Here is a 15,340-nt window from a genome sequence, read left to right on the forward strand (position 1 = left end):
TTGAATGGAATGGAAACCAAGAACCAGACTGGGGAGGCTTGTAGCAGAAGGAAAGATAAAAACGATTGATGAAGCAATAGCCAGCGGTCTTCCATTAAAAGAGCCGGAAATAGTTGATGTTCTCCTTCCCGACCTTGAGGATGAAGTTCTCGAGATCAATCTCGTTCAGAGAATGACTGACAGCGGCAGGAGGCTGAAGTTCAGAGTTACTGCTGTTGTGGGTAACAAGAACGGTTACGTTGGCATTGGTGTGGGGAAAGCATCTCAGGTAGCTCCCGCAATTCAGAAGGCAATCAGAAATGCAAAAATAAATCTTTTCAGGGTCCAGCTTGGATGCGGTTCCTGGGAATGTGGCTGCGGGGGAGAACACAGTGTTCCTGCGAAGGTCAGAGGCACGGCAGGAAGTGTTGAGGTTACGCTCATTCCCGGGCCAAAAGGACTTGGACTTGTTGCAGGAGATGTTGCAAAGAAGGTGCTTGAGCTTGCGGGTGTCAAGGATGTCTGGACTTTCACAAGGGGTCAGACCAAAACAACAATAAACTTTGCAAAAGCTACTTTTGAAGCGCTCAGGCAGACGGTATATCTCAAGAGGTGATTGTGATGCTGGCAGTAATCAGACTCAGAGGTCAGATAGATGTCCACAGGAAAATTAAGGACACCCTCAGGTTGTTGAGGCTCCATAAGAGGTATCACTGCGTTATTGTGCCGGACACTCCATCCTATCGTGGGATGCTTCAGATCGTGAAGGATTATGTGGCTTATGGTGAAATAGATGCAGAAACACTTGCATTGCTCTTGAGGAATAGGGGTAGGCTTGTTGGCAACAGAAGACTCACGGATGAATACGTTAAGGAAAAAACGGGATACGAGAACATCGATGAGTTTGCAAAAGCTGTCGTTGAGGGCAAAGCAAGTCTGAAGGATTTGCCAGAGCTTAAGCCTGTGTTCAGATTGCACCCTCCCAGAGGTGGACTGAAGAGCATCAAGTGGCATTACGGATACGGCGGGGATCTGGGATACCACGGCGAGGATATCTCCAAACTGATTTACAGGATGAGGTGAGCACGATGGCAAAAAAGAAGGTCAAGAAGTTTAGAGGATCGAGAACGTGTGGCAAAGGCAGGGAGAACAGGAACAGGGGCGGAGGAAATAGAGGCGGAAGAGGTAACGCGGGTGCTTTGAAGCATAAATACATAAGAACAGTCAAGCTTGCAAAGGCAGGCCTTTATGAAATTGGCAAAAGCGGGTTCACAAGACCAAAGGTCGTAAGAAGGGAGTATGTCCTTCAGAAGGAGCTTAAGGAACGGCTTATGGAACTTAAAGCAGTCGGCGCAATCGATGACTATCTTTATGCTTACCTGAAGTCAAGGCCGGATCTGAACGTGGGCGATCTGGACGCAATTGCCGACAGGCTTGTCGAGAACGGGCTTGCGGAGAAGGATGGAGATGTCTACAGGATCAATCTTGCGGATCTCGGATACTACAGACTGCTCGGTTCAGGGAGAGTCAGTAAAAAGCTTGTAATCTCTGTTGAGTATGCCACACCGAAGGCCATTGAGAAGGTTGAAAGCGCAGGAGGAAAGATTGAGACTGAGTCCTAATCTTTATTTTTATCGGGGGGTTTAGATGGTCGACTACGTTCTTAGGGCCTTACAGCCTTATTTTGAGAGGATTCCAAGTGTTGCGAGACCTACAGAGCACGTTCCATTTAACCAGAAGTTGATGTGGACGCTTACGATACTCTTGCTGTATTTCGTTCTATCGAATGTACCGGTTTTTGGACTGGATCCAAGCTCCATTGATATTTTTGAGCAGTACAGAGCATTATTTGCTGGTGCCACTGGGTCCATAATCGCTCTCGGTATTGGGCCTATCGTTACTGCCAGCATCATACTGCAGCTCCTTGTTGGTGCAGGCATAATCAAGCTCGATTTAACAAATCCCGATGACAGGGCAGCATATCAGGATTTTCAGCGATTTCTTGTATTTGTCATGATCGCTGTCGAGGCACTGCCTCAGATTCTGGGTGGCTTTCTCAAACCCAACCCTCTAATTGCCCAGCAGCTTGGCGTCTCTCTTGGTGTAGTTTCGCTTCTCATATTCATTCAGCTCTTCATAGGTGGCACTCTAATTGTTTACATGGATGAAGTGGTCTCTAAGTGGGGCATCGGAAGCGGTGTCTCGCTGTTCATTCTCGCTGGTGTTGCCCAGAGCATAATCACGGGACTTTTCAACTGGGTGGTACCACCGAATTCAGCAATGCCTGCAGGTATTATTCCGAGATGGTTCTGGATAGCGCAGAACTATGGTGGCGAGACCTTGCTGACTGCAGATGGCCTCAGATTTCTGCTTGTAGATGGCGGGATTCTCGCGCTGATAACAACCGCAATCATCATAATCTTGGTAGTTTATGCGGAGGGAACCAGGGTTGAGATACCTCTTGCTCATGCGGCTGTAAGGGGTGCAAGGGGCAGATTTCCGATAAAGCTGATTTATGCCAGTGTTCTGCCAATGATTTTCGTGAGAGCCTTGCAGGCCAACATACAGATCTTCGGAATGCTTATGTACAACAGAGGGATAACCATCTTTGGCGAATATGTCGGCAGTAAGCCAATAAGCGGTTTAATGTATGTGATATCTCCCGTAAGAGGTCCGCAGGACTGGATTCCATCTCTCGTTAAGGCAAGTCCGTACTTTGCAGATCTGCCTGAATGGATGATCATCCTCAGACTTCTGGTTGACGCTTCGATACTTGTTGCTGGAGGCATTCTCTTCGCCATCTTCTGGGTTGAGACGAGCGGTATGGATGCCAGAACAGTGGCAAATCAGATTGCAAGGAGCGGAATGCAGGTACCTGGGTTCAGAAGAACACCACAATCGCTTGAAAGGCTTCTTGAGAGATATATCCCCAAGGTAACAGTGCTCGGTGGTGCGGCAATTGGTCTGCTCACGCTTGTTGCCAACATGCTCGGAACAATTGGTGGTGTTGGTGGAACAAGCCTGCTCCTTGCAGTGAGCATTGCGTACAAGCTCTATCAGGACCTTGCAAAAGAACAGCTGACTGAGATGCATCCACTCGTTAGAAGAATGCTTGGTGAAGAGATATGAAGGATATCCTCAAAAATTTTTTACGAGCCCTCGGCATAACAATTTTTATTGGAATATTTATCAGCCATGACTTTCGAGTAGCTCTTGGCAGTGTTCTTGCTCCGTTTCTTGACCCCATGTACGAACAGCTTGGGGTTCTTTATACTGTGATGATTCTTGCAGTGTTTACTGCGTTTTACAGCACGCTGATTCAAAAGCTTACTGTGGATTACAGCAAGATGAAAGAAATTCAGCAGAAAGTGATGGAGTTTCAGAAGGAGTACAGTGAGGCAGTAAAGAAAAACAATCAGGAGAAGCTCAAAAGGCTTGAAAAAGATAGGGACGAGGTTATGAGACTGCAGTCCCAGCTGATGAGCATGCAATTTGACCCCATGTTCTATACTGTGATTGTTACGATACCGATTTTCATGTGGATGTACAAGATATCCACTCTGAACCCGATTGTCAATGTACCCTTTGCAGGAGAAATCCATGTGGGGCAGTTCTATCTGATATTCCCGTGGTGGATCTGGTGGTACATGTTCAACTCAATCGTCTTTGGCCAGGTGGTAAGAAAGGTTCTTAAAGTGGGAGTGTAAATTCAGGGGAAATGAGGATAACTATTTCAGGCCCTCCCGGAAGTGGAACGACCACCGTGGCAAGGAAGCTTTCAGAGAAACTCGGTTATCCTGTCATATCTGCCGGAGAGGTCTTCAGAAAGCTTGCCAGAGAACACGGGATGAGTCTTGAGGAATTCAGCAAGTATGCTGAAAACAATCCGGATATCGACAATTTGATCGATAAACGCCAGAGAGAAGAGGCTCTCAGGTATGAAAATGTTGTTGTAGAGGGAAGGCTGTCTGGCTGGATGGTGCCTGCAGATTTGAAGGTCTGGATTTACTGTGACAAGGAAATAAGGATTCAGAGGATCGCAAGGAGGGAAAAAAAGCCTGTGGAGGTTGTCAGGAATGAAACTGAAATCAGGGAAGAGCTTGAGAAACGGAGATATCTGAAAATCTACGGGATTGACATTGAAGACCGAAGTCTGTATCATATCATGATTAACTCGGCAAGGTTTACGGCAGACCAGATAGCTGAAATGATTTTCAGGGCGGTGGAGCTGATATATGATGAAAAGAATGGTTCCTGATTTTGAAGATAGATTTTACATCAGGGAAGAGGGAGAACCGGGAGAGCATGGGACTTATCCTTATAACCGGCCAATGAGGGAATACATAACGAAGGGACTCGTCTGTATTGACAAGCCAATGGGTCCGAGCAGCCACGAAGTAGTAGTCTGGATAAGGAAAATACTTGATGTTGAGAAAACGGGGCATACGGGTACACTGGATCCAAGGGTTACGGGAGTTCTGCCAGTACTGATTGAAAACGGTACGAAGCTCGTCAAATACCTGCAGGAATCTGATAAAGAATATATCACCCTGATGCATTTGCATGCTGATGCAAGAAAAGAAGACATTGAGAGGGTAATGAAGCTTTTTGTCGGAAAAATCTATCAGAGACCTCCTCTGAAATCTGCTGTTAAAAAAAGGTTGAGGATTAGAGAAATTAAAGATATTGAAATTCTCGAAATTGATGGGAGGGATGTACTTTTCAGGGTGTTGTGTGAGGCGGGGACGTATATTAGAAAGCTCTGTATCGATATTGGTGAGGTTCTCGGAACCGGGGCGCACATGCAGGAATTGAGAAGAACCAGGACAGGGATATTTGATGAAAGCAGGGCATACACTCTTCATGATCTGCTTGACGCATACATGTTCTGGAAAGAGGACGGCGAGGAGAAATACCTCCGGGAAATCATAATGCCCATGGAAGAGGCAGCAAAAACAATGAAGAAGGTTGTGATAAAGGATACTGCTGTGGATGCGGTCTGCCATGGAGCAGATCTGACTGCGAGAGGTATACACTACATCGAGAAGTCAATCAAGGCAGGCGATGTTGTCGCCCTCTTCACCCTGAAAAATGAGCTTGTGTCAATAGCAAAAGCAATCGTTTCAGCTGAAGAAATGTTCAGGATGAAAAAAGGTGTGGTGGCGAAAACGCTCAGAGTAATCATGGAACGGGGTACGTATCCCCCATACTGGAAAGGAAAGGGAGCAGGAGAAATTTAAAGTAAAATATAAATAATATTCGACTAAATCGTAAAGAGAAGGTGGTAACGATGATTGATGTAATTATGGACGGTGAAGTTCTCAGGGCTGTTACAAGGGCAATGGTGGCTCTTGTCAGTGAGGCGAGATTCCACTTTCAGGAGCAGGGGCTGCATTCACGGGCTGTAGACCCGGCAAACGTTGCGATGGTGATTGTGGACGTTTCAAGGGACAATCTTGAGGCATATTCAATCGACGAAGAAAAGACAGTTGGTGTTGATGTTAACAGGATATATGACATTGCAAAGGGCATAAAGAAGAATGAACTGGTTGAGCTCAAGGTGGAGGATGAGGCAACACTAAAGGTCAAGTTCGGAAGTGTTGTTTACAGCGTGGCACTCATTGATCCATCGGCAATAAGAAAAGAACCCAAGATACCAAATCTCGATCTGCCGGCCAAGATCGTACTTGATGCCGGAGAGTTCAAAAAAGCGATTGCGTCAGCTGACAAGATAAGCGACCACGTGGTTTTCAGGAGCGACTCCACGGGCTTTTACATTGAGGCTGAAGGCGATGTGGACAGGATTGTCTTCCACATGAGTGAAGCTGAGCTCATCGAGTTCAACAGGGCTGAGGCAAGGAGCATGTTCAGTGTGGAATATCTTAAGGAATTCATAAAAGTTGCTGGCACGGGAGATTTGCTTACGGTCCACCTTGGAACGAACTATCCAGTCAGACTCGTCTTTGAGGTTGCTGGAGGAAAGGCGAAGGTCGAGTACATACTCGCACCGAGAATAGAGGCAGAATGAAGCTGCTTCCGATTTTACCCTATATTTCTGACTATCCTTTTTTAAAGCCGTCTAAGTTTCTGGTTGAAGAGATCAGAAAAGGTGTTCTTTTTGACTATGCTCTTGAACAGGCAGAGGAAATGCTTGCTGAACTTTTAAACTCGGGAAAGTATGATTTCTCTCCTGAAGAGAAGTCCTTTTCGTGTCTTACCTGCGAAAAACCGTGCAGAGATGTGTGTACTAAAGAAGCCTTGGGTGAAGGGATAAAGTGGAATAGGTGTGACTTATGTGGTGAGTGCTTCAGGAAATGTGCTTTTTCATCAGATCCTCAGATTTACAGAGAATATGAAGCAAAAGCCAAGTTGTCTGTACTTTCATATCTCATGATGCGGTCTGCAGTATCGGGATTCGGTGAAGCAACGAGGAGAAGGTTTTCCACGTCTCTTGCGAGGGCTTTCAGAAATGCCATGGAACAGGACGTAAGCGAAGTCCTGCCGGAGATGGTTGCCTCGAATTTTGGCATAAAAATGAAACGGGACAACAGTTTTCTTGTTCATGTATCTGATTTTTTAAAAGCGAGTTCGAGAATTAAAAGCCTTGAGTGGAAACTCATTTCGAGAAACCTCTCTTCTGGGTATGTGGATGTAAAGAAAAGTGAACTCTACAGAATAGTGGAAGAGCATCTCAGAGATTTGCTTTTTGAGCCGTTTCCTTATGATATTGAAGGTATCGAGTCCCTGAAAAGAATTGTTAGTGAATATGAGCTGAGCAGAAAGGGAGATGACATAAAGGGTGTGCGAGACTTTGAAAGCTTTCCACCATGCATGAAGAAAATTCTCGCCGATCTCAAGGCTTCAGCCAACGTTGCGCATACAGCGAGGTTTGCTCTAACCACATTTATGCTTCAGGTCGGGTTTTCGGTGGACGAGATACTTGAAATATTTAAAAACGCTCCTGACTTTGATGAAGAAAAGGCGCGGTATCAGATCGAGCATATCGCCGGAGTGAGGGGGGCAGGAAAGTCATATGATGTGCCTTCCTGCTCGACGATGAAGACTTACCTGAACTGCGTTGCCGAATGCAGGGTGAACCATCCCGTGGAGTATTACAGGAGGCGTATCTATGAAGGTCGTGGAAGAAAGTCTGAAGGGCGATCAGGGAGAAATAAAACTAATTCCTGAATCTGTTGAGGATCTCTGGCATCTGAAATACATAATTGAACCTGGAGATGTGGTTTTTTCTCTCACCAAACGTGCGAGTGAAAGTTCAGACAAGCTAAGGAGCGATAAGCAGATGGTTACAGTGAGGCTGGGTATAAGAGTGGAAAAGGTGGAATTTCACAAGTTCGCCAACAGGCTGAGAATTTCTGGCGTGATAGTAGCGGGAATTGATGAATCGGGACATCACACCCTGAATATAGTTCCGGGCAAGGAGCTGAGCATAATTAAGGAGAGATGGAAAGATGAACAGATTGAGAGAATAAAAGCAGCTGTTGAAAGCTCGAACAGGCCGGATATTGCCATACTGACAATAGAAGAAGGGGATGCTGTACTGGGTGTCTTGAGGCAGTGGGGCGTCGAGGAGGTTGCGGGTATTTCAAGGAGCTATGGCAAGGACAGGGGAGATTCCAGAAAGGAGTTTTTTGGAGATGTGCATGCCATGCTTAAAAACGTTGATTTCAACTACCTGGTTATTGCGGGGCCGGGATTTGCCAAGGAGGACTTCTACAGGTTTTTGAAGGATAGAGATCCAACAATGGCTGAAAAAGCGATACTCTCAGATGCTTCGGCCATAGGAATGAGGGGCTTTGTTGAGGTTATCAGGAGAGGAGTTGTGGAGAGAATTGCTGGAGAACTCAGAATTGCAAGAGATGCAGAATATCTGGAAAAGCTGCTTGAGGAAATTTCAAAGGATGGAAAGGCCGTGTACGGTATTGAAGACGTCAGGAAGGCATACGAATATGGAGCGCTGGAAATTCTGCTTGTTGCGGACGAGTACCTCAGAAAGGAAAGGGAAAAGTGGGACATTGACAGCTTTCTGAGAGGTGTGGAGAACATGAACGGAAGGGTTGTTATAATGAGCAGCGAATTTGAGCCGGGGAAGCAGCTGATGGCGCTGGGCGGGATCGCCGGGCTGCTGAGGTTCAAAATTTAGCATTTCTGTCGCCTAACTCCTAATTTGTACGGCACTGCTTCCAGTATTTATCAGCTTGGAGGAAATTCCATCTGACCATCCTTCATTTATCAGGTCTTCACACCTTTACGAGGTCATCACCTATGAATCTCCGGTAGAACTCCCACTGTCTTTTCGTCAGAATGTGGAACTCGAAGGGTGTGTGGAAGTATTTCTCAAAAAGCAGGTCGTAGACTTGGAGCTTTTTGTCTCTATCCTTGAACTCATCAGAAACGATTGCTACATCTATGTCACTCAGTCCCGGCGAATAGTCACCCCTTACAGCGGAACCAAATATGTAAATTTCGAACTCCTTAACTACTTTGTATATGTGTTCCTTCATCTCCCTTACAAACCTTTCGGGGCTTTTGAAATATGCTATTCTCTCCACAGGATCTCCTCCAGCTCGCTTAATGCTTTGAAAGCCTCTTCTACTTCATCTTCGAAGAACTCTTCAAAATAGTATCTGGATGTTATGTACGCTCTTTCCAGATTTCTCAGGACAACTCTGTACTTTTTCATAAAGTCATTCACACCTTCAACGTCTTCAAGCTCAGAGAGCAGTTTTCTGAGACTGTACGTTTTCTCGAAGTATCCCTTGAGGTGGAGCAGCTTTGCTTTAATCAGGAGTTGCATGGCCATTTCTATGTGAAACATCGCCAGATCATAGTCGTTGTTCCTGAAATTAAACTCAGCATTTCTCCTGAACTTTTTTGCCCTGTCAAGGTACAGCAGTATCTCCTCTCTCATTTGAGTCATTGTAATTTCTGAACCCTTAATAATGTTACTCTTCTTTTCTTCAAAGGATGTGTTAACACAGGAATCTGAGCAATTCGTAGCTCAGCGCTGCTGAGAGAGGTATCGTGAGGTTATCCTCCCATTTCCTTCCATCAAGAAATGATGAAATGATTGCTGAAATGATGGCATATACTGGATTCACAGGCAGGAGAGGGATGAGGACAAGGCATGGCAGGATGAATGCCGGAAGTGCAAGCTCAGGCTTTACCCTTTTCACGATTCCGGCAGTTCCATCTCCTGCAAACGCTGTAACTGCTGAAATTATGCATGCTCCCGTGCTGAAAAATGGGGTTATGGTTGAAAAGGCAACACCCGTGTATATGTAGCCCGGGACCCTTTTCCTTTCGTAGTCCCTCAGCAGAACTTCAACGACCGTTCTCTTTCTCTTTCTCGCGATCTCGAAGATGATTGCAGCAACGGTGATGGCTGCAACGAGAAGGGCCGTGATGTCCTTCCCGAGGTAGATGATGGATGGTATGTACAGCAGGCCGGAAATGTGGATGGACTTTCTCAGCAGTTCGTTTCTGAGCTTTTCGTCCATCTGAAATCACCACTGTAGTGGCCTCCCGCACACTGCTCTGTTTCGCCCTGCATTTCAGAGTTGCTGGCTGACAGCCCTTGCGTTCTGAGTGATTTAGAGCACTCTTTTCAGGTTTTCTGAGCGCCCAAGTGATGTTCTCGACTTTGAGTTTTTCTTTCAGGTAGGTGCTATTTTTCGTGACTCACGAATTTACTGACGGTACTTGGTAAAAGTAGTTGTTGCTATTGGTCTTCGAGACTTTTCTTTTAAACAATCAAATATCTATCTGGGGATTAAGCTCTGCTATCTGCATCATAAAAATTGGAAAAAAGTTTGTAATTTGGGGGGTTCCGTTTCGGCAAATTTCCAAATTCCTGACGTTTTCTGGGTGTCTCAAACAGCTAATCATCCCTTTCATGGCCTTTATTTTTGAACACGAAATTGATGGTGTAATCAGTTGTGCTTCCATCTGGAAACGTCAGCCGTATGTTTGCGATTGTATTGGAGTTGGCTTCATGCGCTGTTGGTGGCACGATAGGAAGCTGGAACACTCCGTTTGAATCGGAATACCATGTGAAGCTCTGGCTTATTGTTCCTTCACCGGTGTCATATGTGATGTTCACTTTTATTGCTGCGTTCGGTACTGTGGTCCCGGTTATGTAAAACGATGGCGAAGACTTCAGGTCTCCTGTTGAAGTAAGATCTACAGTTACTGCGGATCCGTCTGAAAGTGTGGTAGACGACCCGTCGGAATCTGTGAGGTTAAAACTGCCGAGTGTATACTTTACTGGAGCCGGTTCATTACTGTTGTTCAGCTCACTTCCGGCAAAGTACATCAGAATCTCTGTGTCAGGGCTTACTGTGAAATTTATCCATTTATCGCCAACTGTGGGAGATAATCCCTTCTCAGATAGAACACTGGCGAGATGTTCTATGTACCATTCGTATCCTTCCTTCACCGAGATGTTGAACCATGCATCACTTTTAACCCTGTACTCTCCAAATCCGTCGAGGACAAGTTTGGCGTTTCCGGATATTGTTTTCTCGTCACTCTCAAAAATGAGTAGTGTCATCTTGCCGTTCTGGTAAAGGTCCATTCCACCGATGTCGCTACCTCCGGAGAAATATTCTCCGAGAATCATTGTCTCTGGAGGAACATTCATGTAGTGGTAGCGAGGTTCAAGGACAAACGCCGTTATATTGATCTTTCTGGACAGGAGGGACGATTCCATTTCTCCGATTCTCTCAATCTTTATGCTTGAAGATGCCTTGCTTGGCGTAATCAGGAAGGGGTATTTCGGGTAGTTGGTATCGAGATACACGTTCAGAACTGAGGAGCCATAATTTGCAGCCTCAATTATTTTTTCGTCCAGCTTTTCGAATTCTTTCTTTACTTCGAAGTAGTGCATGCTCTCTTCATTCTTAAGCCACACAGGAACGAAAAACTGCTGCACCACGCCGATACCACCAACGATAATCGCGAAGGCCAGCACTAACCCGAGGACAGGTGAAACCGCATGGTTGTTGATACTCCTAATTATTCTCATCAAATAGATATTTTAAAAGTCAAAATTAAAAAACTTACCGCATCTCATAATGAGTTTCTGTCCGGGATGGAGATTCGGGAAAAAGAAAAATGAGTTTTGCTATTCTATGCTTTCAAATCTATCCTTCAGCCTGTCCATAACCTTCGGCAGAGTGGTGTACTCCATGTCTTCCATAGGCAGTCTGTGTGGCTCGAACGGGCCGTGCCTCCTCATGTACTCTGCTATCTCAACGGCCTTCTGTCTGGTGTAGTCGTAAGCCGGGTCGTCGAACAGGTCTACAGGACCTACAAGCTTCCCGTTGGCGAGCTGGAAGCCTGCGGCTATGACCCTCGGAGGACCGTCAAACCTGGTGCACTTGGAGTAGTGGAACGGCACCGGCATTAACGGGCCGTTGTGGGAGCCGCGCATCCACCCGCTGACCAGGTGCGGGAAGGCAAATGGCTCCAGCACTTCTCCTACTGCAGGCAATCCACTTTGAGCTCTGACAAGTGCAACGGGGTCATCCTTGCCCACGTACTCTCCGGCAATCTGGTACAGCTTCTCCGTGCTTATCACGGCTACAGGCTCATCTGCTGGAAGTTTTCCACCTTCCTTTGGAAATACTCTTTTGATGACGAACCTTGATTTTGCTCCTATGAGCGCGAGAATGTCGTACATCTCTTCTGGCGAGCTCATCAAAACCCTCTTGTGCTCGTAGATGTCCCATATTTCGAAAACAAAGCCATTGTGGAGGTTTGGATCGATGACCAGACCGGCGGTGTTGAAAGGATCGGCAAACATCCTGAAGATTGGCAGGTTGAATGCTCCGGGCTCGGTTTTGTCCATCATGAACGCAATTACCGGCTCCGCCCCCCTTTCCGTGAACTCCATCTCAGCAACTCCAGGCCCCATTCCTCTCACGTTGCCTGAAAAAGCGTCGCTCAGCAAATCCTGACCTGCGCCATAGAGCTTGAGCTCCTTTGCTATTGCCGTTGCCTTCTCAAAGGTCTCCCAGGCGAGCTTGTGGATTTCTTCGCTGTCCACGCCCTTTCTGTGAGTCATCACAAGTTCGAGATCGTCTCCCGCTCTGAAGACCCTGAAGTCTATTATCAGCCCGCTATCTTTTGCGATGGACAGGGTTTCCTGGGCTTTTTCGATAAGCTCGTCGGCTACAGTAACATGTCCGGGCAGTCCACCGACATCTGCTTTGATTAGACTCACTGTAGTTTTGCTCATGGGCAGAAATGGGTATCAAAGCTATAAAAGGTTTCAGGTTAATTTTATATACCACATACTCATAATTAGGTGCGAGGATATAATCACGTTAATGATGAGGGGGAATTTCATGCTGAGAAGATGCCCAACTGGCATACCTGGATTTGATGAACTGTGTGAGGGAGGCCTTGTAAGGGACAGAAGTTATCTGATTTCAGGGCCTTCGGGTACAGGAAAGACAATATTTGCAATGCAGTTTCTGGTTAACGGTGCGAAGGAGTTTAATGAGCCTGGAATTTTCATTGCCACGGAGGAAAGGCCCCAGAATCTTAGAGAGAACTTTTCAGTTTTTGGCTGGGACCTTGAAAAGCTGGAAGACGAGAACATGCTTGCGATAATCGACGCAACGTCAGCAAAAATTGGCCTGCCAACCGATGAGAAATACATTGATGTCAGGCCATTTGATATAAGGAGCCTTATTGATAATATAATCACGATCCAGGATGAAATCGGTGCTTTGAGGGCAGCTCTGGACTCAACAACGGCACTCGGTTTTTCGATTGCAGATCCTTCCAAGTTCAGGGTGGAGCTGCTCAAGATATCAACAACGCTGGAGGTTCTCGGTCTGACAACCGTGATGACAGCGGAGGTAATCGAGAGCGGAATGATTTCCAGGTTTGGTGTGGAGAACTTCGTTACAGAGGGTACAATAGTGCTTTATTATACGAGAAGCGAGAATGTTAGAGTAAGAAGCCTTGAAATTTACAAGATGAGGGGAACGAATCACAGCCAGAAGATACACCCGTACGATATAACCTCTGGCGGTATTGTCGTTCATTCAAAGGAAGAACTGTTCTGAGAATGTGTAATTTTGTCCACAATTTTTTATTGGTGTGTGGGTAAAATTGGCAGCCACACCATGAGCGTTCTTTGATGACATCTCATATTAATCCGAAAATCACTCCTTTTACAGCCCTTTCGCAGCTTCCACCGTTTTTCAGAGGTTTGAGGTTAATGAACTCTCCCGCCCACTCTGTGTATTGTCCTGCTTTCACCTGTCACTGTTTTTCTGCTTTTTAATAGAATACCTCTTGAATCCAGGGGATGACAGAGCTACGCACCAGTTTTCGATCTCTGTCTTTGCCTCGTCTATTATTATCATCAAACCCTTTTCATCAAGAATCCCGGCAAGTTCTCCATGAAGGTAAAACCGAACATCTTTCGTGCGGATTTCTATATCCAGCGGTCCATCAGGAATGAGGATCACTGAACCTTTCTCTATGCATCTATCCTTCATCAGTAATTTCAGGGCAGGTTTAATGGTCTGAACCCTTCTGTAGATTTCCTCCCAGCTCTGTGCCATTTATCTCATTCCCAAGGTTCTTTTTATGGATCTTCCAAGCTCCGAAATTGTGTGGTTCATGATGATTGCGTGGCCAGCAATCAGCGTGTTGCATATGACTAATTCACATCCCTGCGTCTCTCTGGAGAGCATGGCAAATGAGAAAAGCGTTATGGCGAGTGTGAGTTTCAGGAAATGTGAGTAGAAGTCCATATGTTCGAGGATCATCCCCTTCACCAGCATGCTGTAGTACTTGGAGAGCAGGTAGATGATGTATACTGACATAACTGCAGATATTATAAAAAGGCCGTTGAGCGATATGGCGATGTGGTTGGCAATAGTGCTGAAGTGCTGGTTGAGCGTGTTGAGGTACATCCAGATCACTGCCAATCCCATCACAAGAATGATATTGGTCTGATTGAACTGGGGCGTCAGGAATTTTATTGAATTTTTATGCAGGCTGAAGACGATTTTCAGAAACAGGTAGAGAATTATGGCTGCGTAGCCTGCGAGCACAAGACTGAAGTACGTTTTGGGTACGAATTTGGAAGACCCCGAAATGTACTGGGCAAGGTTGACAATCTGAAGGATTGAGAGGATTGCGTAAACGACCATAAGTGCTATAAGAACCAGAATGGTCTTATCTGCGTGGAGCTGTAGCGACTGGGCTATCATGTTTTTTCTTCCATCTGTTGAGTTGAATATTGAGGCTATGTAAAGTCCTCCCAGTGATGTGAGAAGCGCGAGATAGACCTCAAGCATTGGGACTCATTCTCTCGTCACCAAAATATATATCTTTTGCAATCTTGCTGTTTGGGTGTCTTTTCCCGAAATTATTTCCCACTTCAACAAACCCCCATGTGAAACTTGACGAGAAAGCGATAAAATGGATTATCAGAGAGAAAGGGAAGGGTACACCGACAAAGGAGATAGCAGAGATCGAAAACATAACACCAAGAAGAGTAAATCAGATCTACAAGCAATACAAAGATACTGGAGAAATACCAAAGCCAAAGAAACCAGGTAGACCTAAAAAAGAACTATCAGAAGAAGAAATAGAAGCCATAAAAGAAGCCTATGAAGAGTACAGGTGTAATGCAGTAGTTCTCCAAACAATCTTAAAGGAAAGAGGTTACAGAATAAGCAAGAACAAAATACACGAAGTGTTGAGAATGAACGGCTATGCTAAGGAGGAGAAGAACAAGAAAAAGCGTAAAAAGTGGATAAGGTATGAGAGAAAGCACTCTATGGAATTATGGCATGCAGACTGGTTTTTCTATAACGGGAAGTGGATAATTGCTTATCTGGACGATGCTTCCCGTCTGATTACTGGTTACGGAGTATTTGATAAAGCAACATCTGAGAATGCCATAAAAGTGCTAAAAGAAGCCATGGATGATTATGGCAGGCCGGAATCAATCCTGACGGATAGAGGTACTCAGTTCTACGCATCTGCAGGGGAGAAGAAGGCTAAAGGAGTATCTAAATTTGAGAAATTCCTTGCAGAGAATGAAATTAAGCATATTGTGGGTAGGGTGAATCACCCACAAACGAATGGAAAGATAGAGAGGTTCTATGGAACGCTGGAAGCTAAAATCAAGTATTTCGATACAGTAGATGAATTCATGGAGTGGTACAATCACAAAAGACCCCACATGAGTCTCAACTTAGATGAACTGGAGACTCCCTATAAAGCATTTTTGAGAAAGTTGACTCCTGAGAGAATATTGAGTTATTCGTGGAGGTGGTTTGATGGTGGGAAATGATTTTAGGAAACTACA

At 45.5% G+C, this 15,340-nt stretch carries 19 protein-coding genes; 12 read left to right on the forward strand and 7 right to left on the reverse strand.

Annotation, left to right across the window (positions count from 1 at the left end):
• The first annotated feature begins 4 nt into the window (after positions 1-4).
• The 10 genes from GACE_RS10985 to GACE_RS11030 are packed head-to-tail and all read left to right on the forward strand — an operon-like array spanning position 5 to position 8,140.
• Positions 5-595: a 30S ribosomal protein S5 gene (locus GACE_RS10985; protein ID WP_048093402.1), complete on the forward strand. Its 591-nt coding sequence runs from the start codon at positions 5-7 to the stop codon at positions 593-595.
• Between the two features lie 5 nt (positions 596-600).
• Positions 601-1,062 carry a 50S ribosomal protein L30 gene (locus GACE_RS10990; RefSeq protein WP_048093945.1) on the forward strand — a complete coding sequence of 154 codons (462 nt, stop codon included), beginning with the start codon at positions 601-603 and terminating at the stop codon, positions 1,060-1,062.
• A 5-nt stretch (positions 1,063-1,067) separates the two neighbouring features.
• Positions 1,068-1,601, forward strand: a complete 534-nt coding sequence (locus GACE_RS10995; protein ID WP_048093947.1) for an uL15 family ribosomal protein — start codon at positions 1,068-1,070, stop codon at positions 1,599-1,601.
• A 25-nt stretch (positions 1,602-1,626) separates the two neighbouring features.
• Entirely contained in the window at positions 1,627-3,108 is a 1,482-nt protein-coding gene (secY, locus tag GACE_RS11000; protein ID WP_048093404.1) for a preprotein translocase subunit SecY, read from the forward strand.
• Positions 3,105-3,686, forward strand: coding sequence for a DUF106 domain-containing protein (locus tag GACE_RS11005; protein ID WP_048093406.1), 582 nt, complete (start codon positions 3,105-3,107; stop codon positions 3,684-3,686). The genes secY and GACE_RS11005 overlap by 4 nt, the downstream gene beginning before the upstream one ends.
• An 11-nt stretch (positions 3,687-3,697) precedes the next feature.
• A complete protein-coding gene (cmk, locus tag GACE_RS11010) occupies positions 3,698-4,237 on the forward strand; it encodes a (d)CMP kinase (protein WP_048093407.1) in 540 nt (179 codons plus the stop codon).
• On the forward strand, positions 4,215-5,219 hold the full coding sequence (locus tag GACE_RS11015) for an RNA-guided pseudouridylation complex pseudouridine synthase subunit Cbf5 (protein WP_048093408.1): 1,005 nt from the start codon (positions 4,215-4,217) through the stop codon (positions 5,217-5,219). The genes cmk and GACE_RS11015 overlap by 23 nt, the downstream gene beginning before the upstream one ends.
• Before the next feature lie 50 nt (positions 5,220-5,269).
• Positions 5,270-6,007, forward strand: a complete 738-nt coding sequence (locus tag GACE_RS11020) for a DNA polymerase sliding clamp (protein ID WP_048093949.1) — start codon at positions 5,270-5,272, stop codon at positions 6,005-6,007.
• Complete coding sequence (locus GACE_RS11315) at positions 6,004-7,167, forward strand: DNA primase large subunit PriL (protein WP_052400307.1); 1,164 nt, start codon at positions 6,004-6,006, stop codon at positions 7,165-7,167. The genes GACE_RS11020 and GACE_RS11315 overlap by 4 nt, the downstream gene beginning before the upstream one ends.
• Entirely contained in the window at positions 7,109-8,140 is a 1,032-nt protein-coding gene (locus tag GACE_RS11030) for an mRNA surveillance protein pelota (protein ID WP_048093409.1), read from the forward strand. The genes GACE_RS11315 and GACE_RS11030 overlap by 59 nt, the downstream gene beginning before the upstream one ends.
• A gap of 97 nt (positions 8,141-8,237) precedes the next feature.
• On the opposite strand, the gene GACE_RS11035 is transcribed toward GACE_RS11030, so the two are convergent.
• From GACE_RS11035 to fbp, 5 genes are all read right to left on the reverse strand, one after another.
• Positions 8,238-8,549 carry a nucleotidyltransferase domain-containing protein gene (locus GACE_RS11035; protein ID WP_052400308.1) on the reverse strand — a complete coding sequence of 104 codons (312 nt, stop codon included), beginning with the start codon at positions 8,547-8,549 and terminating at the stop codon, positions 8,238-8,240.
• Positions 8,537-8,908, reverse strand: coding sequence for a HEPN domain-containing protein (locus GACE_RS11040; RefSeq protein ID WP_048093410.1), 372 nt, complete (start codon positions 8,906-8,908; stop codon positions 8,537-8,539). Before GACE_RS11040 ends, GACE_RS11035 begins: the two co-directional genes overlap by 13 nt.
• A gap of 61 nt (positions 8,909-8,969) precedes the next feature.
• Entirely contained in the window at positions 8,970-9,497 is a 528-nt protein-coding gene (locus GACE_RS11045; RefSeq protein ID WP_048093411.1) for a diacylglycerol/polyprenol kinase family protein, read from the reverse strand.
• A 380-nt stretch (positions 9,498-9,877) separates the two neighbouring features.
• A complete protein-coding gene (locus GACE_RS11050) occupies positions 9,878-11,023 on the reverse strand; it encodes a hypothetical protein (RefSeq protein WP_048093413.1) in 1,146 nt (381 codons plus the stop codon).
• 99 nt (positions 11,024-11,122) lie between these two features.
• Positions 11,123-12,238, reverse strand: coding sequence for a fructose-1,6-bisphosphate aldolase/phosphatase (fbp, locus tag GACE_RS11055; RefSeq protein ID WP_048093415.1), 1,116 nt, complete (start codon positions 12,236-12,238; stop codon positions 11,123-11,125).
• A 109-nt stretch (positions 12,239-12,347) separates the two neighbouring features.
• Here fbp and GACE_RS11060 point away from each other — a divergent pair, with 109 nt between their 5' ends.
• The gene (locus tag GACE_RS11060) at positions 12,348-13,076 is read left to right on the forward strand and encodes an ATPase domain-containing protein (RefSeq protein ID WP_084063773.1); all 729 of its coding nucleotides are present in this window, start codon (positions 12,348-12,350) and stop codon (positions 13,074-13,076) included.
• A 192-nt stretch (positions 13,077-13,268) separates the two neighbouring features.
• Here the strand turns inward: GACE_RS11060 and GACE_RS11065 are convergent, their stop codons facing one another.
• Complete coding sequence (locus GACE_RS11065) at positions 13,269-13,580, reverse strand: hypothetical protein (RefSeq protein WP_048093417.1); 312 nt, start codon at positions 13,578-13,580, stop codon at positions 13,269-13,271.
• Positions 13,581-14,321, reverse strand: a complete 741-nt coding sequence (locus GACE_RS11070; protein WP_048093420.1) for a hypothetical protein — start codon at positions 14,319-14,321, stop codon at positions 13,581-13,583.
• A gap of 98 nt (positions 14,322-14,419) precedes the next feature.
• Here GACE_RS11070 and GACE_RS11075 point away from each other — a divergent pair, with 98 nt between their 5' ends.
• On the forward strand, positions 14,420-15,325 hold the full coding sequence (locus GACE_RS11075) for an IS481 family transposase (RefSeq protein ID WP_048090325.1): 906 nt from the start codon (positions 14,420-14,422) through the stop codon (positions 15,323-15,325).
• Positions 15,326-15,340: the final 15 nt, after the last annotated feature.

This window comes from Geoglobus acetivorans (assembly GCF_000789255.1).
In the GTDB taxonomy this organism is placed as follows: domain Archaea; phylum Halobacteriota; class Archaeoglobi; order Archaeoglobales; family Archaeoglobaceae; genus Geoglobus; species Geoglobus acetivorans_B.